This is a genomic window from Enhygromyxa salina (assembly GCF_002994635.1).
GTDB lineage: Bacteria > Myxococcota_A > Polyangia > Nannocystales > Nannocystaceae > Plesiocystis > Plesiocystis salina_B.
This window is the reverse complement of sequence record NZ_PVNL01000042.1, coordinates 84,023-108,227: the sequence shown is the minus strand read 5'-3', so window position 1 is coordinate 108,227 and position 24,205 is coordinate 84,023. Positions and strand designations below refer to the sequence as shown.

At 68.2% G+C, this 24,205-nt stretch carries 18 protein-coding genes, 4 tRNA genes and 1 pseudogene; 19 read left to right on the top strand and 4 right to left on the bottom strand.

The window, feature by feature from the left end; translation table 11 throughout:
* Positions 1-3: 3 nt before the first annotated feature.
* From ENSA7_RS09855 to ENSA7_RS09815, 9 genes and pseudogenes are all read left to right on the top strand, one after another.
* Positions 4-876 (top strand): prepilin-type N-terminal cleavage/methylation domain-containing protein, encoded by an 873-nt coding sequence (locus ENSA7_RS09855; protein ID WP_106088971.1) that lies wholly within the window; start codon positions 4-6, stop codon positions 874-876.
* Positions 876-1,631 (top strand): type IV pilus modification PilV family protein, encoded by a 756-nt coding sequence (locus ENSA7_RS09850; RefSeq protein ID WP_106088970.1) that lies wholly within the window; start codon positions 876-878, stop codon positions 1,629-1,631. Before ENSA7_RS09855 ends, ENSA7_RS09850 begins: the two co-directional genes overlap by 1 nt.
* A complete protein-coding gene (locus tag ENSA7_RS09845; protein ID WP_146157527.1) occupies positions 1,628-2,317 on the top strand; it encodes a type II secretion system protein GspJ in 690 nt (229 codons plus the stop codon). Before ENSA7_RS09850 ends, ENSA7_RS09845 begins: the two co-directional genes overlap by 4 nt.
* On the top strand, positions 2,314-3,639 hold the full coding sequence (locus ENSA7_RS09840; RefSeq protein WP_106088968.1) for a type II secretion system minor pseudopilin: 1,326 nt from the start codon (positions 2,314-2,316) through the stop codon (positions 3,637-3,639). Before ENSA7_RS09845 ends, ENSA7_RS09840 begins: the two co-directional genes overlap by 4 nt.
* A 9-nt stretch (positions 3,640-3,648) precedes the next feature.
* Complete coding sequence (pilM, locus tag ENSA7_RS09835; protein ID WP_106088967.1) at positions 3,649-5,532, top strand: pilus assembly protein PilM; 1,884 nt, start codon at positions 3,649-3,651, stop codon at positions 5,530-5,532.
* The gene (locus ENSA7_RS09830; protein ID WP_106088966.1) at positions 5,519-6,109 is read left to right on the top strand and encodes a hypothetical protein; all 591 of its coding nucleotides are present in this window, start codon (positions 5,519-5,521) and stop codon (positions 6,107-6,109) included. The genes pilM and ENSA7_RS09830 overlap by 14 nt, the downstream gene beginning before the upstream one ends.
* A 3-nt stretch (positions 6,110-6,112) precedes the next feature.
* Complete coding sequence (gene gspN, locus ENSA7_RS09825; protein ID WP_106088965.1) at positions 6,113-7,702, top strand: type II secretion system protein GspN; 1,590 nt, start codon at positions 6,113-6,115, stop codon at positions 7,700-7,702.
* A 17-nt stretch (positions 7,703-7,719) separates the two neighbouring features.
* Positions 7,720-9,510 carry an ABC transporter ATP-binding protein gene (locus ENSA7_RS09820; protein ID WP_106088964.1) on the top strand — a complete coding sequence of 597 codons (1,791 nt, stop codon included), beginning with the start codon at positions 7,720-7,722 and terminating at the stop codon, positions 9,508-9,510.
* Between the two features lie 24 nt (positions 9,511-9,534).
* Positions 9,535-9,819 (top strand): annotated as a pseudogene (locus tag ENSA7_RS09815) (DUF427 domain-containing protein); the annotation flags it as partial.
* 17 nt (positions 9,820-9,836) lie between these two features.
* Here the strand turns inward: ENSA7_RS09815 and ENSA7_RS09810 are convergent.
* On the bottom strand, positions 9,837-10,376 hold the full coding sequence (locus ENSA7_RS09810; protein ID WP_106088962.1) for a hypothetical protein: 540 nt from the start codon (positions 10,374-10,376) through the stop codon (positions 9,837-9,839).
* A 118-nt stretch (positions 10,377-10,494) separates the two neighbouring features.
* Between ENSA7_RS09810 and ENSA7_RS09805 the strand changes: the two genes are divergently transcribed.
* Positions 10,495-11,331, top strand: coding sequence for a hypothetical protein (locus ENSA7_RS09805; RefSeq protein ID WP_106088961.1), 837 nt, complete (start codon positions 10,495-10,497; stop codon positions 11,329-11,331).
* A 6-nt stretch (positions 11,332-11,337) separates the two neighbouring features.
* On the opposite strand, the gene ENSA7_RS09800 is transcribed toward ENSA7_RS09805, so the two are convergent.
* Positions 11,338-13,155: a two-component system sensor histidine kinase NtrB gene (locus ENSA7_RS09800; RefSeq protein WP_181233555.1), complete on the bottom strand. Its 1,818-nt coding sequence runs from the start codon at positions 13,153-13,155 to the stop codon at positions 11,338-11,340.
* A 518-nt stretch (positions 13,156-13,673) separates the two neighbouring features.
* Between ENSA7_RS09800 and ENSA7_RS43450 the strand changes: the two genes are divergently transcribed.
* The 8 genes from ENSA7_RS43450 to ENSA7_RS43435 all read left to right on the top strand — a co-directional run bounded on the left by ENSA7_RS43450 (position 13,674) and on the right by ENSA7_RS43435 (position 19,614).
* Positions 13,674-13,766 (top strand) — tRNA-Ser (locus tag ENSA7_RS43450).
* A gap of 71 nt (positions 13,767-13,837) precedes the next feature.
* Positions 13,838-13,927: transfer RNA gene (locus ENSA7_RS43445), tRNA-Ser, on the top strand.
* A gap of 189 nt (positions 13,928-14,116) precedes the next feature.
* Positions 14,117-14,206, top strand: a tRNA-Ser gene (locus ENSA7_RS43440).
* A 59-nt stretch (positions 14,207-14,265) separates the two neighbouring features.
* Positions 14,266-14,338 (top strand) — tRNA-Cys (locus ENSA7_RS09795).
* Between the two features lie 28 nt (positions 14,339-14,366).
* Positions 14,367-15,440, top strand: a complete 1,074-nt coding sequence (locus ENSA7_RS09790; RefSeq protein ID WP_146157525.1) for a hypothetical protein — start codon at positions 14,367-14,369, stop codon at positions 15,438-15,440.
* A gap of 54 nt (positions 15,441-15,494) precedes the next feature.
* Positions 15,495-16,235 (top strand): RNA polymerase sigma factor, encoded by a 741-nt coding sequence (locus ENSA7_RS09785; RefSeq protein ID WP_106088958.1) that lies wholly within the window; start codon positions 15,495-15,497, stop codon positions 16,233-16,235.
* Positions 16,232-17,188 (top strand): hypothetical protein, encoded by a 957-nt coding sequence (locus ENSA7_RS09780; RefSeq protein WP_106088957.1) that lies wholly within the window; start codon positions 16,232-16,234, stop codon positions 17,186-17,188. Before ENSA7_RS09785 ends, ENSA7_RS09780 begins: the two co-directional genes overlap by 4 nt.
* Entirely contained in the window at positions 17,185-19,614 is a 2,430-nt protein-coding gene (locus tag ENSA7_RS43435) for a caspase family protein (protein WP_106088956.1), read from the top strand. Before ENSA7_RS09780 ends, ENSA7_RS43435 begins: the two co-directional genes overlap by 4 nt.
* A gap of 15 nt (positions 19,615-19,629) precedes the next feature.
* On the opposite strand, the gene aceA is transcribed toward ENSA7_RS43435, so the two are convergent.
* On the bottom strand, positions 19,630-20,898 hold the full coding sequence (gene aceA / locus ENSA7_RS09770; protein ID WP_106088955.1) for an isocitrate lyase: 1,269 nt from the start codon (positions 20,896-20,898) through the stop codon (positions 19,630-19,632).
* A gap of 14 nt (positions 20,899-20,912) precedes the next feature.
* Complete coding sequence (gene aceB, locus ENSA7_RS09765) at positions 20,913-22,526, bottom strand: malate synthase A (protein WP_106088954.1); 1,614 nt, start codon at positions 22,524-22,526, stop codon at positions 20,913-20,915.
* Positions 22,527-22,685: 159 nt separating this feature from the next.
* Between aceB and ENSA7_RS09760 the strand changes: the two genes are divergently transcribed.
* Positions 22,686-24,131 (top strand): helix-turn-helix domain-containing protein, encoded by a 1,446-nt coding sequence (locus tag ENSA7_RS09760; RefSeq protein WP_280523989.1) that lies wholly within the window; start codon positions 22,686-22,688, stop codon positions 24,129-24,131.
* Positions 24,132-24,205 lie beyond the last annotated feature (74 nt).

Genomic DNA, 24,205 nt, shown 5'->3' with positions numbered 1-24,205 from the left:
GCAATGACGACGATCGACGACAATCAGCCAGGGCTCGTCTCGCGCCGCCGACTATCGGCGGGGCGCGGCCGGCAGCGTGGCTTGACGTTGATCGAGATCCTGATCGTCTTGCTGATCATCGGCCTGATCATGTGGTCGGCGTCGATGAGCATGGGCGCGGCCAGCCAGGCCGAGGTCGTGCGCACGACCAACCAGCTCGCGTCCACGGTTCGGTTTGCCTACGACCGCGCCCGCTTCACCGGCTACTACTACCGGATCCACATCGACTTCGAGCAGCGCAGCTTTCAGCTGCAAAAGGCCGAGGACGCGATGTATCTGCCGTCGACTGACCGCAACGGCGAGCTGTTCCGCCAGGACGACGACAAGCTGCAGGATCAAGCCGAGCGCGACGCCCGGGCGGCCGACAGCTACTTCAGCTCGGTCGCGGCCGCGGTCTACAGCGCCGCCGGTGAAGCCAACCCCTACGACCCCTACACTGTCCAGAAGCAAGAGGTCCCGCGCCAGCGACCGCCGCTGTTCGAGGCGTTCGAGGCCGACGCGACCTTGGGCGACCTCGGCGAGCCGATCGTGTTTCCCGACGGCGTCGAGATCCTCAGCGTGCAGACCGACGCCGATCCCGACCCGATCACCGAGGGCGAGGCCGACCTCTACTTCTTCCCGCGTGGTCAGACCCAGCTCGCGGCCATCCAGCTCAAGGGCAAGCCCAAGCTCGGCGCGCGGATCACTGGCGAAGACGACATCGAGTACACGATCTTGGTCCAGCCGCTGACCGGCAAGGTCACGGTCGAGGCCGGGATCGTCGATCTGGAGCTGCCCGCGGTCATCGACGACGTCGAGGACGACCTCGGTGACAAGGCTGACCGGAGGAGCTTCTGATGGCCGCTCGCGACACCCAGGGTGGGAGTGCGGGTGGGAGGCAGGCCAAGCTCGGGCAGACCGGCTTCACGCTGCTCGAGGTGCTGATCGCGGTGGCGATCCTCGCGGTCTCGCTGAGCTCGCTGATGGGCTCGCAGATGAACAGCATGGCCGCGACTCGCTACGCGCGAGACATCACCGCGGTCGCGCTGCTCGCCGAGCAGCAGATCGTCGAGCTCGAGTTCTTTCACCGCCGCGAAGGGTGGGTCAATTCCGACGTCGAGCTCGAGGGCGACTTTGGCGAGCAGGGCTACGACGACATTGCGTGGGCCTGCACGATCCACTTCATCGAGCTGCCCGAGTACAACCAATTGCTCGAGTCCAAAGAGGGCGCCGACGACATGTCGGGCGCCAGCGACGACAACAACATGGACGCGGGCGACCAGGCCTTTGGCGCGCTCGGCATGGTCTGGCCCATGGTCAAGGCCGCGATCGAGAACTCGATCCGCAAGGTCGACTGCACGCTCACCTGGAACCAGGGCGAGATCGAGCAAGAGTTCACGATCCAGACGTTCTGGACCGATCCCAACGCGCTGCAGGCCCTGTCCGAGGCGGGCGGCGGCGAGTTCAGCGAAGAAGACGACGACTCGGGGACCAGCGAAGAGAGCGGGTCGAGCACGGGTGGCGCGGGCGGCAGCGGCGGCGGCGGCCGTGGTGGCGGCATGCGCCCGCCGAGCATGGGTGGCGGCGGCGGCGGAAACATGGGGGGCAAGTGAGGGCGAGCAGCCGCCAGCGCGGCATGACCCTGATCGAGGTGCTCGTCGCCATGGCGATCGTCACGATCATGATGCTGTCGGTCTGGAACAGCTTCTCGGCCACGATCACCGCGACCGAGATGACCGAGGACATTCAGGTCCGCTACGCCGCGATCCGCAACTCGATGGATCGCATGTCCTCGGAGGTCGCGTCTTCCTACCTGTCGTTCAATCGCCGCCCCGAAGAGGTCCGTCACTTCACGATGTTCGAGGGCCGCTCGAGCACCAGCGGCGACAGCCTGACCTTCTCCAGCTTCTCACACCTGCGGATCCGCAAGGACGCCAACGAGAGCGATCAGACCGTCATTCAATACTTCCTGGCCGACGACCCCGACGACAGCTCGCGCACCCACCTGTACCGGCGCGAGACCAAGCGCCTGACCGGCGACCTGCCCGAAGATCTGCGCCGCTACGCGCCGGCCTACGTCATGTGCGAGGACGTCGACAGCCTCGAGTTTCGCTACTGGGATCCAACCCGCGAGGAGTGGCTGGACGAGTGGCGGACCACCGCCGTCGATCAGCAGCCCGATCGCCTGCCGCCGCGGGTCGAGATCAAGCTTGGCATCATGAACGACGATCGCGAGGTCCAGTACTTCGTGACCCAGACGACCCTGCCCATGCAGGAGAAGATCGACTTGGGTAAATGATGGCCGCGACCGATCAGAGCAAGACCAAGCGCAAGCGCAAGAAGGGCCAAGAGGGCATTGCGATCCTCATGGTCTTGATCGCGCTGGCGATCTTGTTCCCGTTCACGGCGTCGTTCAATTACAAGGCCCGCGTCGACTGGCAGTCCGCGATCAACCACGGTGACGAGGTCCGCGCTCGCGCGGTCCAGCGAGGGGCGATGCAGCTGTCGGTCCTGATGTTCGAGCTGCAGCGCATGGTGTTCAACCAAAAGCAGTTCCGCGACATGATGGGCGCGATGGACATCACCATGCTCGCGCCCTACCTGATGTCGATCTTCGGCACCACGGACGGGGCCGAGGGGCTCGGCGCGCTGGTCGGCCTCGACACCAGCTCGCTCAACGAGCTCGCGCTCGACGGCGGCGGCAGCTTCGAGGTCCGGCTCGAGGCCGAGAGCGGCAAGATCAACGTCAACTGCCTCGCGATCGAGAAAGACGGCGACAACTCTCCCCGCGCACGCGTCACCGAGACCCTCGAGGCGCTGATGCTGCCCAAGCTCTACGACCCGCTGTTCGACGAAGAGAAGAGCGACGGCGAGCGCTACAACCGTCAGCACGTGCTGCAGGCGATCGTCGACTACATCGACGACGACACCAAGCGGTTCGACGCCTACCGGCTGCGCCAGAGCTCGCAGGACGAGCGCTACGGCTACACCGAGCTGCACGACCCCTACGAGTCACGCGACGCCCGGCTCGACTCGGTCCTGGAGCTGCACCTGGTCGAGGCCGTGGACGACGACTGGATGGCGGCGTTCAGCGGCGACCTGACCGTCTACGGCGGCTGCAAGGTCAACCTCAACTTTGCGAGCCCCGAGCAGATCGCCCAGGTTCTGCGCCACGCGGTCTCCGGCGCGGATCGCTGGAAGACCGAGGGCGACAATTTCTTGATGATGACGATGCCGCTCGCGAACTTCGTGGTCGAGTCGCGTGAATTCAGCCTGTTCGACAAGCTCGAGGACTTCAAGGCGCTGGTCGCCAAGCCCGACCAGTTCGTCAACCCGATGAGCCTGTTCGGGGACAGCAGCGAAGACGACGACTACGCCGCCAACCTGCCGAAGGTGCCCGACGGCATGGAGGTGCGGGTCAAGGGCGGCAGCAACAACGACGGCGCGAGCTGGGGCGGCCTGCAGGACGTCGCCACCGTCGAGCCCGAGCGCATCTACCGGCTCGAGATCATCACCACGGTCGGCAGCGTCCGCAAGCGCCTGACGGCCGTCTACGACATCCAGTACGCCCGCAACCAGAGCGCTGGCAAGGGTACCTGGCTATATTATCGGGAAGACTGAGCAAGCAGCATGGCCCAGAAGTTCGTAGGAATCGATCTCGGAAACCGCAAGGTCAAGGTCGCGGTGGTGACCGCCGGACTTCGCGGTGCCCAGGTCATGCATGTCTGGGAGCAAGAGGTGCGGCCCACGTCGTCCAGCGGCGCCTCGCAGGGCCCGGTCGATCCGCTCGACGCGGCGATCGACACCGCGCTGCGCATGCTCGACGAGCGCGGGCTTCGGCACCTGCCCACCGGGATCGCGCTGCCGGGCGGCTCGGGCAGCTATCGGGTGCTGAGCTTTCCGTTTGACGACCCCCGCCAGATCGCGCAGGCGATCAACTTTGAACTCGACGGGCAGTTTCCAGTCTCGATCGAAGAGCTGGCCACGGATCACCTGCCGATCAAGCTCGGTGACGGGCGCGGGCGTGCGTTGGTCGTGGCGGCCAAGCGCGCGACGATCGAGCACGTGAGCGCGCGCCTGCAGCTCGCGGACGTCGACCTCAAATTGATCACCACGGGGGCCCTGGCGATCGCCCAGGCGCTGGCCAGCACGCCGGTTCCGGGGCTGCGCCCGGGGGCTGCACCAGGCCTGCAGCCAGCCAGCCTGGTCGTCGACTTTGGCCACAAGAGCACCGAGCTGGTCGCGCTTGGCAACGACGGGCCGATCGCCGCCCGCAGCATGCGTCGCGGTGGGCGACAGCTGCTGCGTGAGCTCGGGAAGGCTTGGGGTCTGGACACCGTCGCCGCCACGGTCGCGCTCGAGCGCGACGGCAACACCGAAGATCCGCAGGTCCGCCAGGCGCTGCAGCCCCTGCTGCGGGAGATCGAGCACACCCGCCAGTGGCTGAAGTCCGAGTTTGGCTGCGAGGTCGTCGAGCTGCGCCTGTCCGGCGGGGTCGCGCGGCTGCGTGGGCTGGACCGGTGGCTGGCCGGCGAGACCGGGCTCGAGGTCGGGGTGGTCGCGCCCAAAGAGAGCGGCGCGCTGCGTCAGGTGCAAGGCCGCGACTGGACCGGCTCCCTCGTCGCGCTGGGGACCGCGGTCGCAACTGGGCGGCGCCCGCTGATCCAGCTGCACGACGCGTACGATACCGGCGGCGGCGAGGGGGCATGGTTTCAGCAGCACTTCTCGACGGTCGCGGCGCTGGGCATTGCGATCTTGGCGTTCGCTACCGTCGACAGCATGGTTCGGGTCAAGGCGGCCGAGCGCGAGCTCGACGCGTACGCGGCCGAGCTCGAGCATGAGACCCGCAGCGTGTTTGGGACCGTGCTCAACAGCAGCGGCGCCGTGCGAACCAAGCTCGGCGAGGCCGAGGGCGGCGACGTGAAGGGCCAGATCCCCGAGCGTGGGGCGCTCGAGGTGCTCGAGCTGGTGACCAAGGCGGCGACGCCCAAGGCTGGGGCAGTCGCGACCGCCCCCGATGGCAGTCAGCTGCCGCCCGGCTACACGACCGGGGTCGGCAGCGACGGCGCGCCCGCGATCATCGGCCCCGACGGCGCTCCGCTCCCGCTCGATCCCTCGGGCAATCCGGTGTTCCCCACGGATGTCGTGTATCCGTCAGGCGGGCTGCTCGGCGGGCCTCCGGGTGGCGACGACGAGGGCGAGACCGAGGGCGCGGTCGAGGCCGGCCCCGCGCCGATCACCGACAGCAACGCGGGGATCCTGGCCGACGATCAGCTGCTGCTGGCCAGCATGGAGATCCGCAACCTCAAGATCGAGCTGAACCTGTCGGCCACGCGCGCGACCGCCCAAGATCGACTCGGGGTCCGGCTGCGCCAGTACGGGTGCATTCGCGGGATCACCAAGGGCATGATCAAAGATCGCAACGGCCGGCAGTCATTCGAGATGTCGGTCGACCACAATTGCTTTACGGGCAGCGTCGCGCTGCAAGGAGCGAGCGACGATGGCGAAGGTTGACGCGAAGCACAAAGGCCCGGGGTTCTGGGAGCGACTGCAGCCGCGCGAGCGGGTGCTGGTCATGGCGCTCGTCGGCGTGTTCTTGCTGATGGCGACGGGCGTCATGATGTTCATGCGCCACAAGCGGCTCTCGGACATCGACGACGAGATCGCCGACAAGCGCGAGGGTCTGGAGCTCACCCGCACCTTTGGGCCCTCGTATCAAGAGAAGCTGGCGCTCAAGGCCGAGGCGCAAAAGAAGATCTCATCGACGCCGCTGTTGTTCAGCACGCTCGTCGAAGAGGCCCAGACCGTCGCCGAGGTCACGGCCTCGAATCAGGCCGAGAAACCCGCGGTCGAGGTCGCGCCGGGCCTGCAGATGCGCACCTACGAATTCGACCTGCGCGGGGTCACGCTCGCGCAGCTGACCAAGTTCTTGAGCACCGTCGAGAGCAAGGAGGGCCACGTGGTCCTGACCCAGGGCTTGACGATCCGCTCGCCCAGCGGCAGCGAGGATCGGCTCAACGTCGACGTCGTGCTCGCCACCTGGGAGCGCGTGACGCCCGAAGACGACCAACAGCAGGAACAAGAAGGCTGAGCGATGAGCGACGAACTCAACCCCCGCGAGCCCAGCTACCCCCGCGAGCCCAGCTACCCCCGCGAGCCCAGCCAGACCCTGGGGCTCGGCTCGGGTCCTGATCTGCCGCCGCTCGACGACCTGTCCCCGGCGCCGGGCGGCACCGGACCTGGCATGAGCGCGACCGGCATGAGCGGCTCGGGCCTGCGCCCGAGCGCGAGCCTGGCCGCGGGGCTGACCCCGGGCGGCATGGGCTTCGACCTGCGCGCGATCGGTCGCAAGCTCGGGCGCGTGGCGATGTGGGCCGGCGGCCTGTTGTTGGTGTTCATCATCTCGGCCTGGGTCAGCCTCCCGACCCGCTCGATCGCCTGGCGCATCTCGCATGAGGCTCGCAAGGCCGGGTTCAACATCACGGTCGAGGACGTCTCGATTCGCCCGTGGGGCTCGGCCACGCTCGAGCAGGTGGTGTGGAGCTTCAAGCCCTCGCGCCCCGACTCGACCCCAGTGCCGTTCGTGATCGAGGAGCTCGACGCCAGCTTCTCCGTGCTCAAGTATCTGTTGTTTGACGAGATCGACGTCGAGTTCGAGGCGACGATGGACGAGGGCACGATGAGCGGCGCCTACTTTCAGGGCGACGAAGAGTCTCACGTGGCCTTCAACATCGCCGACCTGCCGCTGTATGGCGTGCCGAAGCTGCAGGACGCGGTCAACGCCCCCGTGCGCGGCGTGTTCGCGCTCGACGTCGACATCACGGCGCCGAACAACGAGTGGGCCAAGTCCAGCGGGCGGCTCGAGGTCCACTGCTATTCATGCACCGTGGGCGACGGCGAGACCAAGCTGTTCGTGCCCGGGTCCAAGAAGACCAGCATGCTGTCGAAGGGGGTCACGATCCCCGAGATTGACCTTGGGACCCTCGATGGCGTGCTCGAGATCGTCGACGGCCTGGCCGTGGCCGAGGAGTTCGGAACCGAGAGCGACGACATCGTGTTCAAGATCTCGGGTGAGATCGACTTCAACGACCCCATCGCCAACTCGCGCCTGAATCTGCTGATCAAGGTGTTCATTGATCCGTCGCTGCGTCAGCGCAGCGACAACGTGGATCTTCTGGTCCTGACCGCGAGCCCCAAGGTGCTGATGGATCCGCCCGACGAAGGCTGGATGGGGGTCGTGCTCGAGGGCAACTTCAAGCATCGCCGGTTCCGCGGGGTCAAGTCCAAGTCTCGCCAGGAGCAGCTGCGAGAGAAGCGTGAGGCCCGGACCAACCGGAGCAAGGACCGGGCCGAGCAGCGGGCGGCGCAGCGCAACGCCAAGCAGCAGGCCGCGCAAGAGGCCGCCGCCGCGGCGACCGGCGACGAAGAGATCGAGATCCCACCCCCCGACGAACGCACGATCCCGGCCGAGATGGGCGTGATGGTCGAGTCGGGCGAGGGGGACGACGAGGGTGGCGAAGGAGGCGGCGAAGAGGGTGGCGAGGACGAGGGCGTCGTCGAAGAGGAGCAGCCCGAGGAAGAGCAGCCCGAGGAAGAGCAGACCGAGGAGGAGCAGCCCGAGGAAGAGCAGACCGAGGAAGAGCCAACTGAGGAGTCGAACGAGGAAGAGCAGCTTCCGCAGTAGTCCTGCGCCTGTCGGTCATGAAAAACCAGCATCCGCTCGCGCGCTTGCTCCGATATGCGCGTCCGCACCGACGCGCGATCGGAGCGGCGACGCTGTTCTCGTTCTTCAACAAGCTGTTCGACCTCGCGCCGCCGATCCTGATCGGCGCGGCGGTCGACATCGTGGTCTCGCGCCAGGACTCGTTCATCGCCAAGCTGGGCTGGGCGAATGTCGACACGCAGCTGTGGATCCTCGCCGGACTCACATTGGCAGCCTGGGGCGCAGAGTCGGTGTTCGAGTACGCCTATGCCCTGAAGTGGCGCCGCCTGGCCCAGACCGTCGAGCACGAGCTGCGCGTGGACGTGTATCGCCACGTCCAGGAGCTCGAGCTGGCCTACTTCGAGGATCGCAGCACGGGCGGGCTGATGTCGGTGCTCAACGACGACATCAACCAACTCGAGCGGTTCTTGGACGACGGCGCCAACCAGCTGATCCAGCTGCTCACCACCGTCACCCTGGTCGGCGGGCTGTTCTTCGTGGTCGTGCCCTCGGTCGCGTGGATGACCCTGCTGCCGATGCCGCTGGTGATCTGGGGCTCGGTGTCGATCCAGCGTCGACTCGAGCCCCGCTATCGCGAGGTCCGCGAGCAGGTCGGGCTGCTCAACGCGCAATTGGTCAACAACCTGGGCGGCGTCGCGACGATCAAGAGCTTCACCGCCGAGGCGCACGAGGTCGAGCGCATCGCCACGCTCAGCCGCGCCTACGAGGCCGCCAACAGCCGCGCGATCGAGCTCAGCTCCGGCTTCGTGCCGCTGATCCGCATGATCATCGTGCTCGGCTTCGTCGCGATCTTGGTGTTCGGCGGTCAGATGGTGCTCGCCGGCCAGCTGAACGTGGGTGTGTACAGCGTGCTGGTGTTCATGACCCAGCGGTTGCTGTGGCCGCTGACCAAGCTCGGGCTCCTGCTCGATCAGTATCAGCGGGCGATGGCCTCGACCACGCGCGCGCTCGATGTGCTCGACACCGAGGCCAAGATCCGCTCGGGCACGGTGAGCCTGGCGACCGAGGCGATCCGCGGTGAGCTCAGCTTCGAGGCCGTCGACTTTCACTATGACCCCGGGCTCGGCGGCAACCTCGAGCCCGTGCCGATCCTGCGCGGCTTGTCCGTGCGGATTCCGGCCGGTGACACGGTGGCCTTCGTCGGCGCCACGGGAGCCGGGAAGAGCACGCTGATCAAGCTGATCTTGCGCTTCTACGACGTCAAGGCCGGGCGCGTGTGCCTCGACGGTATCGACGTGCGCGAGCTCGAGCTCACCAGCTTGCGCCGCGCGATCGGGCTGGTCAGCCAGGACGTGTTCTTGTTCCACGGCAGCGTGCGCGACAACATCGCCTACGGCAGCTTTGACGCGTCACTCGACGCCGTGGTCGCGGCCGCGAAGGCAGCCGAGGCTCACGCCTTCATCATGGCGCTGCCGGACGGCTATGACACGATCGTGGGTGAGCGCGGGCAGAAGCTCTCGGGCGGCCAGCGGCAGCGGGTCTCGATCGCGCGGGCGCTGCTCTTGGATCCCCCGGTGCTGATCCTGGACGAGGCGACCTCGAGCGTCGACAACGAGACCGAGGCCGCGATCCAGCGCTCGCTCGAGCGCATCACCCAGGGCCGCACGACGATCGTGATCGCTCATCGCCTGTCGACGATCCGCCGGGCAGACCAGACCTTCGTGCTCGAGCAGGGGCGGATCGTCGAGCACGGCCGGCACGACGAGCTCGTCGCCCAAGCTGGGATCTACGCGAGCTTGTGGCGGGTCCAGACCGGCGCGGCCGAGTAACTCGGGTCAGCGACACGCGTATCCACGCGCATGCGAGCGACCTGGAACGGCGAGACCATCGCACACAGTGACGACACCGTGGTCGTCGAGGGCAATCACTACTTTCCGCGCGACTCGATCGTGTCCGCGTATTTTACCGAGAGCGACACCCAGTCGGAGTGTCCCTGGAAGGGCACCGCGCACTACTTGACCGTCGAGGTGAACGGCCAGCGCAACGTTGACGCGGCTTGGTACTACCCCGCGCCAAAGGAGGCCGCCAAGCAGATCGCGGGTCGCGTCGCGTTCTGGCGCGGGGTGAAGGTCGAGTAGTCGAGTCGTCGAGTTCGTCACCTGGCGTTGGCGCCCGGGCGCAGCTCGCCAGCTTGTGTGTAGACCAGTTCACTCGTTCCACCCTCGGCCCAGATCACCACGCGCCACACCAGCGCACCGTCGCGCCGCTCGATCGTCGCGCTGTTGGGGGTCCCGCCGCTGCGCTCGCTCGCGGCCGCCAGGATCACGGGCAGCCCGGCGAAGTCGACGTCGCCGACGGCGAAGCTGTCGGTCGGCACAGCGACCTCGCCGCCGCGGCGCAGGTTGGTGCCGTCGGGGTTGATCGTGTAGCGCTGACCCGCGTGATCGTGGACCTCGATCCCGGCGTGGCTGATCTGGATCCGCCGAACCTCGGCGCTGATCACCTCGACTCGCTCGGGCACGGTCTGTGGCTCGCGCAGGTAGTCGTCGACGATCGGGAACACCTGCTGCTCGTCGGCGCCCAGGCTGGAGTAGAGGGTGAAGGCCACGGCGAAGATCGTGGCCAGCGCCGCCAGGGCGATCACGACGAACAGGCGCGCGGGGACGCGGCCGGTGGGTTGTTCGGGCTGGCTCATGGCGGGGAGTGTGCCACGCGCTGCGCAGCGGTCATCAACCCAGGCATTTCGCGGGTGGCAGCGAGATCTGGGGCGAGGTGAAGGGTTTTGGCGATGCCGACGTTCAACGCTAGCCGCCATGCACGACCCTGACCGTCCCCGTGTCCTCGTTGGTCTGCCTCCGATCCGCTCGGCGCTGACGGCTCCGTTCGCGGTCGCCCGCCGCGACCTGCAGGAGGTGGTGTCCCGACCGGGACCGTTCGTTGGTGGGGTGCTCGGGTCGCTGCTCGGATGTCTCGCGCTGACGGGCGCGCTGCTGTGGATGCCGAGCTCAGCCGCGGCCGATGACCAAGATGCGCTGTTGGTGGTCGAGTTCATGCCCGCGTCGGTGGTCGCGTCCGGTGAGCCTGACGCCGAGCCGGCCGCCGCGGCCGAGCCCGCCAGCGAGCTCCCGGCGGACGCGCCGGAGCAAGTCAGCGATGAGCCAGGCGCCAGCGTGAGCGAGGACGCGCACCAGCCGAGCAGCGAGGCCGACCCAGGCGCGACCGAAGCGGGCGAAGTTCCGCCCACGCCCACGCCCAAGCCCAAACCCACCCCGACCCCTGGACCGGCGCCCGGCCAGGATGTCGACGACCCATTTCACGACGCCAACGCGTGGTCGGATCTGCTCGCCGACGGCGACCCATGGGCGAGCGAGGTCATGCGGGCGCTTCGCTCGATGAAGGTCCCCGCGTGGGCCGGCCAGGTCTCGAGCTCGAACCCCTACACGTTTCGCCTGCGGATCTGCACCGACGGCAGCGTCGACAAGGTCCTGCGCAAGGCCTCGAGCGGCGACGCCAACCTCGACGCCGCGCTCGAGCACGAGCTGACCCGCCTCGATCTGCCACCGGTCCCACCCGCGATGGCGGCGGCGATGGGCAAGCGCTGCGCGGTGCTCGACTACAACTTCGCGTGGCTGCCCTCGGGCGTGCGCTGACCCGGCTCAGGGGCTCAGGGTGATCGGCGGCCCGCTCGCCGCGTGGATCGGCAAGCGAATGCGAAAGGTCGTGCCCTTGCCGACTTCACTGTCCAACGAGATCTGACCGCGGTGCTCGCCGACCGCCCCGTAGACCGCGGCCAGACCCAAACCTGTGCCCTTGCCAGCGGCCTTGGTCGTGAAGAACGGCTCGAACACGCGGCGGCGGGTTGGCTCGTCCATGCCCTCGCCCGTGTCACTGACCACGACCTCGATGTAGGGGCCGGGCGACAGGTCGACCGCCGCGGTCGCGCAGTCGTCTGCGCTGAGCGTGAGGTTATGAGTTGCGAATCGAAGCTCGCCGCCGTGGGGCATGGCATCGCGCGCGTTGACGCCGAGGTTGAGCAGCGCGCTCTGCAGCTGCTTGGCGTCGCCGTAGATGTGATGTGCGGGGGCCTCGAGCTGGGTCACGACGCGGATGCTGCGGCTGACGCTGGCCTCGAGCAGGCTGACCGAGGTCGAGACGACGTCGTGCATGTCGACGTCGGCGGCGGCGGCCAGGCCAGGGCGTGCGAAGTCGAGCAGCTTTCTGATCAGCGCCGCCGCGGTGTCGCACGCATCGAGCACCGTCTCCGTCAGGGGTTGGAGCGGCTGCGGGACCTGGATTGCCAGCAGATCGGTCGCGCTCATGATCGCGGTGAGCAAGTTGTTGAAGTCGTGGCCGACGCCGCTGGCGAGCTGGCCGAGCGACTCCATTTTCTGTGCTTGGCGCAGCCGCTCCTCGATCGCGCGCTGCCGCGTGAAGTCTCGGACCACGACGGTGAGCCCGTCGAGCTCGCCGTTGGCCGCTTGGCGGGGGGCGAACCGGGCTTCGTAGCGACGCACCTCGCCGTCGAGGGTGAACCCGAACTCTTGCGACCCCGGCTCGATCTCGTGACCAGCATCGATCGAAGCAATCGACCCGATCGAATCGATCGAATCGATCGAAGCGATAGCCTCGCCCAACACGGTCGCGAGGGCTTCGCCGAACGCGTCGCCGACTGTGTGGCGTAGAGCAGCCTCGGCCGGCGGAAACGCCGAGGCGGCGCCGCGCGGTGGCAGGTAGTCTTCGATGACCAGGTTGGCGTCGATCGTGAACACCAGATCGCTGAGCGACAGCAGCACCGCGCGCTGGCGATCCTCGGACTCGCGCAGCGCCGCGGTCTTGCGCTCGACCTCGCGGGCCAGCTCCCCGTCGCGCTCGCGCTGACGTGCCGCCCGCAGCTGCGCGAGCTCGACCGCGATCGTTCGTTGCGAGCGGGCGATGTGAAACTCGATCGAGCAGTGGGCGCCGTCGCGCTGGATGTTCTGCTCATACGCCCAACACGTCACCCCGAATGCCTCGCTGAAGATGCCGATCAGCTTGCCTTGCAAGAACGGACAGCCCCAGGTCTCGGGCGTGTCGGTCTGCATCTGGAGCTCCCATGGGTTGATGACCCGGACGATCGCTTCGCAGCGCGCTCGATCGTACTTGGGCAGGGAGAAACGTCCCCAGCCGGCGGCCGCGACCGCCTCGCCCCAGGTCAAGAAGCCCTCCTCGAAAGTCGAGCCGAACTTGGTGATCAGATTCTGGTAGTACTGCTTTGTGCCCTTGGTGCTGGACAGCGCGACGAGCAGGCGAAACAGCTCCTCACCTGCCTCTTCACGCAAGGGGCCGACGAGACGCTCGAGCGACGGGAGTGCTCCGAACGCGACAGCTGGCTCACCGAACAGCAGCAGGTTGCCGGCGGCGACGTCCCACTCCCACGGCATACCGTTGACCGTGAGCGCGATCGGATCGCCGGGTCGTTTGTCATCGCTCGTCATCGTTGGCCATGGGTGGTCAGAGTCGGGAGCGGCCTCATTGTGACATGACAATCCAGGTCGGTGGTGCTGCGCTCGCTGCTGGCTCGGGCTCTGGTCACAAGCCTGGCCCGCGCTGAAACAAACAATGTCCTGCTCGGCGGTGCCCACGAAGCACATTGCCGAGCAGCCGGACGCGAGCGCCGAACGTCGACCGTCCAAAAAAATATGCGTTCGTCCTTGACCGCGAGAAGCCGACGTGTACACTGCCCAACATTCGCTGAGGTATCGAGATGGCCCGCCAAGCACAGACCTGCCGATCGCAAGACGCCACCCCCGCTGTCCAATGGACCGCCGGGAGTTGCTCGCGGTCTACCAGTGCTGGGGCGTGTCGCTGTCCGAGTTCCTCGCGATCAGCCTGACCCGGCTTCAGCAGCCCCCATGTAGGGCATGCAGCCCTGCATGGGTATTGACGACGCATCGAGCCGTATTGGGCCCGACGTGGCGAACATGCGCGGACCAACACGGGCCGCACACCTCACGGAGAGACAAGCCGAAAGCTGGCGACGGCACTCGATTCGAAGTCGGGCGAGATCGCAAGGTCCTTGGGAGTTCGACCCTCCCTCTCTCCGCCAACGAGCGCTCCGGTCCGCAAAAAGCGCCCGCAAGCGGGCCAGAAGCCTGGCCCGAGCTGAACACAACCTCTGGAGAGGCAAGCCGAAAGTTGGCGACGGCACCCGGCCGCTACCCGGACGAGATCGCAAGGTCCTTGGGAGTTCGACCCTCCCTCTCTCCGCTAATCAATCGCCTCGCTCGCAACGAGCACAGCGCCCGCGAGCAGGCCAGAAGCCTGGCCTGAGCTGAAAAACAACCCTGGAGAGGCAAGCCGACAGCCGGCGACGGCACCCGGATGGAACCCGGACGAGATCGCTAGATCCTTGGGAGTTCGACCCTCCCCCTCTCCGTTTTCACCATCACACCAATTGGAGAGACAAGCCGAAAGCTGGCGACGGCACCCGATTTGAACTTGGACGAGATCGCAAGATCCTTGGGAGTTCGACCCTCCCTCTCTCCGCTCAACGATACGTACATGAGTTATCGCTCCGCCAATCAACATAGGCGAGTGTGGTTCTCGATGCAGTGGCCGAAATGGATAGGCGCACGGCTGCAGTCTGTGTTCATGCGGGTTCGAGTCCCGCCTGCATCTTCAGCACCCGCGGGTGTTATGCTTGGGCATGCCAAGGCCGGCTCGGGGGGACTGGGTTGCGCTGGGGTTCGTCTTGCTCGGCGTTCCCGTGGCGTTTCTTCAACCCGCCGCTGGTGCGATCTGGATCGCGCTGTGGCTCGGGACCGCGATCATGTTGATCGCCAGCCGCCAACAGCTGCCCCGGTTCTTGCCGCGCAAGAACCCCATCGTCATGCAAAACCTCGATCCGACCCGGGTCGAGCGGGCGCCCACCCCCTACGGTGGGTGGTGGCTGATCTTCCCGTTCACGCTGACTGGCACGGTCGCCCCCGCCGCGCTGATCAGTCCAGACGGTGGGGTCATGGCGTTCGCGGTGCCGAGCGCGCTGATGCTGATCACGTGGCTGGGCTTTGCCCTCGCGCATGAGCGTGAAGCGAGCAAGATCGTCAGTCGGATCCTCCGGGCGAGCTCGAAGCGGCGCATCGTCGGTGCGGTCAGCGGTCTCGGGGGCAGGTTCGCTCGGGCCATCTCGTGGCACTCGTGGAGCGGGGTCCACCACGGCACCGCGGAGGTTGCGTCGGTGCACGGGGGTACGCAGACCGTGGCGACCGTCACCCACACGACCAACACGCTGGGTTACCGGGAGGAGGTCCGCCACCCGTTCAACCTCGCGGGCACACGGATCGCCGTCGACACCCAACACCTGCACTGGGCCTCGGAGTCGCGTGGAGGGCCAGACCAGGACTCGCCGCTGCGGACGAAGACCTCCAGCGAACGCGGGATGCTGGCGATGCTCGCGCAGGTGGGCGTCGATCGCGAGGTGATCGGCAAGGGCGATCGGGTCGTCGTGGTCGCGCCCGCGGAGGAGATCGCGCAGGGGCAGCTGCGAGGGTCGACGAGCGACCCGCTGCTGGTCTTCGCGGTCCCGGGGGACGCCGATCCGATCCGACGGCTGAAGCAGCTGCGAGCGGTCCGATCGGGCAGCGCGCTGGCGATCGCCGCTTGCCTGGCGGCGGTCATCTGGGCGGCTGTCGCCAGGCCGGCTTCCCCTGCGCCGGCCGAGCCACAGCCGCTCGCGCCCACGCAAAATTCGGCGACGGTCCCGAGCGGGCCCGAGTCCTGAAATTTTTTCACCGACCCCCAACCCAGCTCGACCTGAGTCGGCTAGGGAAGGGCAGTGCCCACGGGACCCACGCAAGTCGAGCGAGCTGAGCTCGCCCCGAATGGCTGGTCGAAGGATCTGCTGCGCGGCTTCAAGGCCGGCGAGCGGGCCGCGCTGACCGAGGTCTACCGGCTCCACGCCGAGTCTGTCGCGCTGCTGCTGCGCCACGGGTTCTCGTTCGAGGCCAGCGGCACCCGCCACCGGTTCGCGGGCTACGGCTCGGGCTTCGAGCTGCAGGACCTCTTGCACGAGACCTTTCGCCGGGCCTTTGAGCCGCGGTCGCGGGCGAGCTACGACGGGATTCGCCCCTACGGCGCGTACGTCAGCACGATCGCCCGCAACCTGGTCCTGCGCTCGTTTCGGGCCCGCGAGGTGCTGTTCCCGCTCGCGGACGGGGAGCACCCGACCGCGGCCACGCTCGCGCCGATCGACGATGGCCCCAGCCCCGAGCGCGAGGTCCACGACGCCGAGGTGCGCGAGCTGGTCGCGGCGTTCTTGGCCAGCCTCGATCCCGAGCAGCGGCGCCTGGTCCAGCTGCGCTTCGTCGACGGTCTGTCGCAGCGCGACGCCGCCGAGGTGCTCGGGCTTGGGCGCCAGCGGATCCGCACGAGCGAGAAGCAGCTGCGCCGGGCCCTGCTGATCTACCTGCGCGAGCACGGCGAGGCCACGCTGATCGAAGGTGTGGTCGCGGCCGTGGGCGTGCCCGCGCTGCTCGGCTCGGAGCTGCTGCGCGTGCTCGATGAGGTGACCCGATGAGCCGACCGAGCAAGCTGCGACGGGTGATCGAGCGCGAGCTCGTCGACGGTCTGCGGCCGGGCCGGCGACGGGCGCTGGTCGAGCGCCTGCGCGGCAACGCGAGGGAGCGGCGCGGCTGGGATCGGGCGATCGCGGCCTTGCGGGTGCTCGAGCAGCGGCCGGTCTCCCGCGCGGAGATCGACCAGGTCGAGCGCTGGCTGTTTGACGATCTCGCGGCCGAGGGCGTGGTCGAGGCCGCGCCGATCGGGCGTGGTCGGGGCTGGACCTGGCTCGGCGCGACAGTGGCGACCCTGGCGACGGCGGCGACGCTGCTGTGGTGGGTCGGCGCCGACGAGCGCGGGCCGGCGATCTCTGCCGGCGATGCGGGCGAGGTCGGCGAGACGGGCGAGCTGGCGAGTCGGGGTCGCCACCCGATCGCGCGGCCGCTCGGGCTCGAGCCGGTCTGCGGCACGCCGCCGCGGCCCGCGAGCGACCGCGGCTGCGAGCTCGACGAGCTGCTCGGCTTCTCAGTCCGGCTTGGCGACGAGGCGCTCGATCCTCGCGCGGCCGCGTCGCTGGTCGCGGCCCCGCTGCACCTGAGCGTGTTCGGGATCGCCGAAGACGGCGAGGTCCGCTACTACCTGCCCAACCCCGACGCCCGCGAGCTGCCGGCCCTGGCCGTGACCAATCGCTGGGCGGCGCTGCCCGTGTCGGTCCGGCTCGCGGTCAACCATGGCCCCGGTCGCGTGCGGGTGTTCGCGCTGGCGAGCGAGCTGCAGCCGAGCACCGCCGACATCGATCGCCTGGCCGCGGCGCTGGCCGAGCAGCCGCGCGCGAGCGTCGACGATCTGCCCTGGCACCTTCGCCTCGAGGCTGCCGAGCTCGCACCTCTGTGCCGCGACCTCGATCGCTGCGCCTCGGCCGAGACTGAATTCCTGCTGCTTCACACTGATCCCGCGAGGACTCGCCCATGAACGCCGCCGTATCTCCCGCCCTCTTGCTCCTGGTCTCCAGCTTGTTGGCGTTGCTCGGCCCGCAGGCGGCCCACGCCGGGCGTCCCGAGGGCCCGATGCCGCTCGCCGCCGTGACCCCCGCGACCGCGGAGCCAGCCCGCTTCGCGCTGGTGATCGGCAGCAACGAGACCACCAGCAAGGACCAAAAGCCGCTGCGCTTCGCCGACGACGACGCGGCCAGGATCGCCGAGCTGTGGCTCGAGCTCGGGGCTGACGTCGAGCTGCTGACGGTGTTCGATCAGGCCAGCCAGGCCCGGTTTCCAGGCCTGGTCAAGGCCTCGCAGCAGCCGACCCAGGCCAAGCTCGACGCCGCGTGGGCCCGGTTGCTGACCAAGATGAACGCCGCGGCCGCGGCCGGGCGCGAGGTCGAGCTGACGATCTACTACGCGGGCCACGGCGACGTCGGCCCCGACGGTCAGGGCTTCTTGACGCTCGCCAACGGCGACACGCTGACTCGCCATGATCTGTTCTCCAAGCTGCTCGGCGCGTCGCCGGCCGACCACAACCATGTGATCGTCGACGCCTGCCGCAGCGAGCAATTCGTGCTGTCGCGGGGCGAGTGGAAGCCCGACGTCGGGCCCGCCGACTACGGTGACAGCGTCCGCGAGTACCTCGACGACAACCACCTCGGCGCGCACCCAAACACGGGCGTGGTCCTGGCCCACTCGGCCGATCAGCAGACCCACGAGTGGGAGCGCTGGGAGGGTGGGATCTTCACCCATCAGCTGCTCAGCGGGCTGCGTGGCGGGGCCGACATCAACGGCGACGGGCGGATCGAGTACTCGGAGCTGGGCGCGTTCGTGTCGGCGGCCAACAGCGGGGTCGGGGACACCCGGGCGCGGCTCGAGGTCGCCGTTCGTCCGCCGCGTGGCGACGAGCGGGCGCCGTTGCTGGTCCACGACCGCGTCACGGAGCAGCGGGTGTTGCTGCTCGCCGGGGGCGACGCCGGGCGCTACAGCCTCGAGGACGCCCGCGGGGTTCGGCTCGCCGATCTCAACCATGCCAGCGGCCAGCCTGCGTACCTGCGGCTCCCAAGCGGGGCGCTGTTCTTGTATCGCCACAGTCGCCGCGACGGCAGCCGCGACGGCGAGGTGAAGATCGCCGCCAACGACACCGGCCTGGTCGCGCTCGGCCGCCTCGAGTTTCACGAGCCGCAGTCCGACGCCCGCGGCCCGCTCGACGACGCGCTGCGGACCGGGCTGTTCAAGGTCGCGTACGGGCATGGGTACTACGCTGGCTACACCGATCAAGAGCAGCTGCTCGCCGTCGCCGATCCCGACTGGGAGGTCCACGTGTGGCAGCGCGATCCCGAGACCGGTGAGCTGATCGAGGTCGCGCGGGTGACCGGCGAAGATCAAGGCGACGCGGCCCAACACGACACCGTCGTCATCGAAGAGATCGAGGTCGACAACGACTGGGACTGGCAGTGGGATCGGACATGGCTGTCGTTCTCCGTCGGGGCCGAGTTCAACGTGCTCGCGCCGACCGGGCGGATCCAGCTGCCGGACGCGCGGATCAAGGCCAACGAGCTGCCGGGCTTCGACGCCAAGGGCTTCCCCTCGGCGCTGCGCGGCGCCGATGTTCGGGTAGGTGCGTTCTCCGGGCGCACGCCGACCCGCTATCCCGTCGTCGAGGGCTTCTTCCGCACCGGCTACACCGAGGGCCACGCGAGCTTCATCCCCGCCGACGCAGACGGCGGCTTTGCGCGCGGCGACGCGATGCAGCTCGATTACCTGACGGTCCCGCTGTTCTTTGGCGGCAACCTGTACTTCCCGCGCAGGTGGCCCGTGCGGCCCTACGGTGGGTTTGGAGCGGGGTTTGACGTGATGCGGCTGCGCTACGCTCGCCACGACGCCGGTGACTACGTGGCCGCCGGGCTGCGGATCGGCTTCGAGATCCACGGCGGGATCGACATCAGGATCACCAACTACTTCGGGCTGTTCGGCGAGGTCCGGCAGCTGTGGAGCGCCCGGATCAAGACCGGCGCGGCGCTGCCAGATTTTGGCAACACCGGGTTCTCGGTGATCAGCGGGCTCAAGTTTGGGATCCCCGTGGGTCCCGGCGCATCGGCGACGCAGCGCGAGGCGGAGCGTCGGCGCGGGCGCAAGGTTCGGGTGATCAAGCACGTGGAGACCAAGCCGGCGCCGAAGGTCCACACGATCGTGCTGCCCGGTCCCGCGCCCGCAGCAGCGCCCGCGCCCGCAGCAGCGCCCGCGCCCGCAGCAGCAGCAGCGCCCGCGCCCGCAGCAGCAGCGCCCGCGCCCGCAGCAGCGCCCACGCCCGCAGCAGCGCCCACGCCCGCAGCAGCGCCCGCACCGATCGAGCCGCAGCCGCTCGCGCCCGCGTCGAGTGAAGCGATCGACGTGGACGCGAGCCCAGGGGAGTAGCGCGACCGCAACGACTCAGGCCGCGTCGAACTGCGCGACCTCGGTGCTGCCCTGCATCGCCAGCGTCGACGCCTGGCCGCCGCTGATCACCTGCGTGACCCGGTCGAAGTACCCGGTGCCAACCTCGCGCTGGTGCCGAACGGCGGTGTAGCCGTTCGCCTCGGCCGCAAATTCCTCGGCCTGCAGCTGCGCATACGCGCTCATGCCCGAGGCCTTGTATCCGCGGGCCAGCTCGAACATCGAGTGATTCAGCGCGTGAAAGCCTGCGAGCGTGACGAACTGAAACTTGTAGCCCATGGCACCGAGCTCGCGCTGAAATACGGCGATCGTCGCGTCGTCGAGCTTGCGCTTCCAGTTGAAGCTGGGCGAGCAGTTGTAGGCCAGCAGCTTGCCCGGGTACTCGGCGTGGATCGCCTCGGCGAACCGGCGGGCCTCGTCGAGGCTGGGGGTCGAGGTCTCGCACCACAGCAGATCGGCGTAGGGCGCGTAGGCGAGCCCGCGGGCGATCGCGGCCTCGATCCCGTCCTTGACCCGAAAGAAGCCGTCGGGGGTCCGCTCGCTGCCAAGGATGAAGGGCCGGTCGCGCTCGTCGACATCGGAGGTGAGCAGCTTGGCGCTGTTGGCATCGGTGCGGGCGATCAACACGGTCGGCACGTCGCAGACGTCGGCCGCGAGCCGGGCCGCGACGAGCGTGCGCACGAACTGACCGGTCGGGACCAAGACCTTGCCGCCGAGGTGTCCGCACTTCTTCTCGGACGCGAGCTGGTCCTCGAAGTGCACGCCCGCGGCCCCGGCCTCGATCATGTTCTTCATCAGCTCGAACGCGTTGAGCGGGCCGCCGAACCCGGCCTCGGCGTCGGCGACGATCGGCGCGAGCCAGCGGCGGGTGGTGGTGCCGCTCTCGCTGCGCTCGACCTGGTCCGCGCGCTGCAGCGCGTTGTTGATGCGCTTGACCACGGCGGGTACGGAGTCGGCGGGGTACAGGCTCTGGTCGGGGTACATCTGACCGGCCAAGTTGGCGTCGGCGGCGACCTGCCAGCCCGACAGATAGATCGCCTCGAGCCCGGCGCGAACCTGCTGCACCGCTTGGTTGCCGGTCAGGGCCCCGAGCGCGTTGACGTAGTCACGCTGGTTGAGCAGCTGCCACAGGTGCTCGGCGCCGACGCGGGCGAGCGTGTGCTCGACGACCACGGACGGGCGCAGGCGCTCGACGTCAGCGGGGGTGTAGGGGCGGGTGACGCCGACGAATCGGCTCGAACTGGAAAATTGATCTTGGGTGTTCATGCTTCGGCTTTCGTTCAGCGCAGGTGGGGATAGGCGTAGAGGGTCGAGAATTCGGCGAGCTCGTCGGCGAGGACCAGCTCGAGCAAGAGGTCACGAGCGAGGTCGAACCGGCCGGCGTCGAACCGCGCGTCACCGATCTCGGCGCGGATCGTGGTCAGCTCGTCAGCGACGACCGCCCGCAGCAGCGCCTCGTCGACGCGCTGTCCGTCGTCGAGCACGACGGCGTGGTGTCGCCACTGCCACAGCTGCGCGCGCGAGATCTCGGCCGTGGCTGCGTCCTCCATCAGGTGATAGAGCGGCACGCAGCCGTGGCCGCGGAGCCAGGCCTCGAGGTACTGCAGGCCCACGCGCACGTTGAGCCGCAGGCCAGCCTCCGTGCGCGCGCCGGTTGGGGTCGCGAGCAGCTGCGCTTCGCTCACGTCGACGTCGTCACGCAGGCGCGTGAGTTGGTTGGGCGCTGAGCTGACCGCCGCGAATGCACGACGTGCCGTCTCGATCAGGCCAGGGTGGGCCACCCAGGTGCCGTCGTGGCCATCGGCGGCCTCGCGGCGCTTGTCCTGCGCGACCTTGTCGAGCGCGCGGCGATTGGCCTCCGGGTCGTCCTTGCGGGGGATCTGCGCGGCCATGCCACCCATCGCGTGGGCGCCCCGGCGGTGACAGGTCTTGATCAGCAGCTGCGAGTACGCCCGCATGAACGGCTGCAGCATCCCGACCTCGGCCCGGTCCGGCACGATCCGGCTGGGGTCGGCGCGGAAGGTCTTGATGTACGAGAAGATGTAGTCCCAGCGCCCGCAGTTGAGCCCCGCCGCGTGCTCGCGCAGCTCGTAGAGGATCTCGTCCATCTCGAACGCGGCGGGCAGGGTCTCGATCAGCACGGTCGCGCGGATCGTGCCGCGCGGGAGATCGAGCAATTGTTGCGTGGCGACAAACACCTCATTCCACAGTCGGGCCTCGAGGTGGCTCTGCAGCTTGGGCAGATAGAAGTACGGGCCGGTGCCGCGCCGGGTCAGCTCGTGGGCGTTGTGGGCCATGAACAGGCCAAAGTCGACGAGCGCCGCCGGAGCCGGGCGGCCGCGCCAGCGCAGGTGGGCCTCGGGCAAGTGCAGACCGCGAGGGCGGACCAGCAAGGTTGCGAGCTTGGCGGCCTGCGGGTGCAGCCGATAGTGCTTGCCCGTGTCGGCGTCGCGGTGCTCGAGCTCGCGTCGGACCGCGGCCCGCAGCGCCACCTGACCACCGATCACGTTGGCCCACGTCGGCGCGCACGAGTCCTCGAAGTCGGCCATGAACAGGTCGGCGCCCGAGTTGAGCGCGTTGATGATCATCTTGGGTTCGACGGGGCCGGTGATCTCGATGATGCGCCGCTGCAAGTCAGCGGGTGTCGGAGCGATCCGCCAGTCGCCGCGTCGGACCGACTCGGTCTCGGGCAGGAACCGCGGGAGCTCGCCCGCGTCGAACCGGGCCTGCGTGTCCCGCCGACGGGCGAGCAGGCTGTCGATCGAGTCCGTGAACTTTGCGCAGAGCTGAGCGACGAGCGTGAGCGCCGCTGACGTGAGGATTTGGGCGCTACCGAGGACCGCGGAACCGGCGCCCTCGGCGATCTCGAGGCTCTCGCTGGTGACATCCGACATGGTTTACACAGCATATGAGCCACGCTAGAATTTTCAATAAGGCACGGAGTTTCAACTAGTTAGCGCTGTAAATCCAAGTCACGACAACCTTGTGAACTTGTAATGCTTGTAAATTTGCGGGCCCGGACCCGAGCCAACTCGCGGTAGCCTGGGTCGGTGGTGACCACGACCAACCTGGGCTCGAAAGTTCGCTCCAAGCGTCGCGCACGAAGGATGACCCAGGCCGAGCTGGCGAGGCGGATGGGCATCTCGGCGAGCTACCTCAACCTCATCGAGCACAACCAGCGCCCGCTGACGGCGACGTTGTTGATCAAGCTCGCCCAGGAGTTCTCGCTGGAGCTGAGCGAGTTCGCGGCCGACGAGGATCAGCGGCTCGCCGCGCACATGCTCGAGGCGTTCGCGGATCCGGTGTTCGAGGAGCACGGGCTGAACTCGGCGGAGGTCCGCGAGCTCGCCAACAGCTCGCCCGCGATCGCTCGCGCCGTGCTCACGCTCTACGAGCAGTTTCAGCGCGCGCGCGAGTCCCTGGTCGAGCTGGCGGAGGTCAGCTACGCGACCCAAGAGGGACACGCGGAGGGAGCCATGAACCTGCGCGGCGAGGTGCTGCCGTCCGAGGAGGTCAACGAGTACATTCAGCATCACATGAACTACTTTGGCGAGCTCGAGCAGCGCGCCGAGCAGCTGTGGGTCGCCGCCAAGCTCAAGCGTGGGGCTCGGTTCGCGGGCATGGCCGAGTGGCTCGAGCGCCAGGGGATCGGCGTGCTGCTGTCGATCGACGAGCAGCGGATCGTCCGGCGTTACGACCGAGACTTGCGGCGGATCAACCTGTCCGAGGCCCTGCCGCCGTCGAGTCGCAACTTTCAGCTCGCGACCCAGATCGCCTTGATCTGCCACCACGACCTGCTCGAGCAGCTCAGCGAGGACGACCCGATCCTGACCAGCACCAACTCGCGCACGCTCGCGCGCCTGGTCCTGGCCAACTACTTCGCCGGGGCGGTGCTGATGCCCTACGCCAGCTTTCATCAGACGGCGGTGACGCAGCGCTACGACATCGAGCTGCTGGCGAATCGGTTCGGGACCAGCTTCGAGCAGGTCTGTCATCGGCTCACGACGCTGCGCCGAGCGGGCGCCGAGGGGGTGCCGTTTCACATGTTGCGGGTCGACATCGCCGGCAACATCTCCAAGCGGTTCTCGGGCTCGGGGATTCAGTTCGCGCGGTTCTCGGGGGCGTGCCCGCGCTGGAACGTGTTTCGAGCGTTTCAGACGCCCGGGCTGATCCGCGTGCAGACCTCGATCATGCCGGCCGGCGATCCCAACAAGTTCTTCTGCGTCGCGCGCACGGTCGCTCACGGACGCGGGGGGTATGGCGCGCCACGGGCCACCTTGGCGGTCGGGCTGGGGTGTCCGATCGACCGCGCGCCGGAGCTGGTCTACGCCGATGGGGTCGACCTCCAAGATGAAGAAGGGATGCTCGCGGTCGGGGTGACGTGTCGGCTGTGCGAGCGGCGGGACTGCGAGCAGCGGGTCTTGCCCTCGCTGCGGCAGCCCCTGCAGCTGCGCGAGGACGTTCGCGGGGTGTCGATGTACACGGACCCGGAGGGCTGACCCCTTGCGTGCGCGAGCGCGCTGCGGCTATCTACCCGGCGTGCGTGAGCGCTGCGCCGACCACTCCTGGCCGC

What these genes read in the sequence shown, in the direction of transcription:
- ENSA7_RS09855 (WP_106088971.1), top strand. Translation starts at nt 4, where the DNA reads ATGACGACGATCGACGACAATCAGCCAGGGCTCGTCTCGCGCCGCCGA.
- ENSA7_RS09850 (WP_106088970.1), top strand. Translation starts at nt 876, where the DNA reads ATGGCCGCTCGCGACACCCAGGGTGGGAGTGCGGGTGGGAGGCAGGCC.
- ENSA7_RS09840 (WP_106088968.1), top strand. Translation starts at nt 2,314, where the DNA reads ATGATGGCCGCGACCGATCAGAGCAAGACCAAGCGCAAGCGCAAGAAG.
- pilM (WP_106088967.1), top strand. Translation starts at nt 3,649, where the DNA reads ATGGCCCAGAAGTTCGTAGGAATCGATCTCGGAAACCGCAAGGTCAAG.
- ENSA7_RS09830 (WP_106088966.1), top strand. Translation starts at nt 5,519, where the DNA reads ATGGCGAAGGTTGACGCGAAGCACAAAGGCCCGGGGTTCTGGGAGCGA.
- gspN (WP_106088965.1), top strand. Translation starts at nt 6,113, where the DNA reads ATGAGCGACGAACTCAACCCCCGCGAGCCCAGCTACCCCCGCGAGCCC.
- ENSA7_RS09820 (WP_106088964.1), top strand. Translation starts at nt 7,720, where the DNA reads ATGAAAAACCAGCATCCGCTCGCGCGCTTGCTCCGATATGCGCGTCCG.
- ENSA7_RS09810 (WP_106088962.1), bottom strand. Translation starts at nt 10,376, where the DNA reads ATGAGCCAGCCCGAACAACCCACCGGCCGCGTCCCCGCGCGCCTGTTC.
- ENSA7_RS09805 (WP_106088961.1), top strand. Translation starts at nt 10,495, where the DNA reads ATGCACGACCCTGACCGTCCCCGTGTCCTCGTTGGTCTGCCTCCGATC.
- ENSA7_RS09800 (WP_181233555.1), bottom strand. Translation starts at nt 13,155, where the DNA reads ATGACGAGCGATGACAAACGACCCGGCGATCCGATCGCGCTCACGGTC.
- ENSA7_RS09790 (WP_146157525.1), top strand. Translation starts at nt 14,367, where the DNA reads ATGCCAAGGCCGGCTCGGGGGGACTGGGTTGCGCTGGGGTTCGTCTTG.
- ENSA7_RS09780 (WP_106088957.1), top strand. Translation starts at nt 16,232, where the DNA reads ATGAGCCGACCGAGCAAGCTGCGACGGGTGATCGAGCGCGAGCTCGTC.
- ENSA7_RS43435 (WP_106088956.1), top strand. Translation starts at nt 17,185, where the DNA reads ATGAACGCCGCCGTATCTCCCGCCCTCTTGCTCCTGGTCTCCAGCTTG.
- aceA (WP_106088955.1), bottom strand. Translation starts at nt 20,898, where the DNA reads ATGAACACCCAAGATCAATTTTCCAGTTCGAGCCGATTCGTCGGCGTC.
- aceB (WP_106088954.1), bottom strand. Translation starts at nt 22,526, where the DNA reads ATGTCGGATGTCACCAGCGAGAGCCTCGAGATCGCCGAGGGCGCCGGT.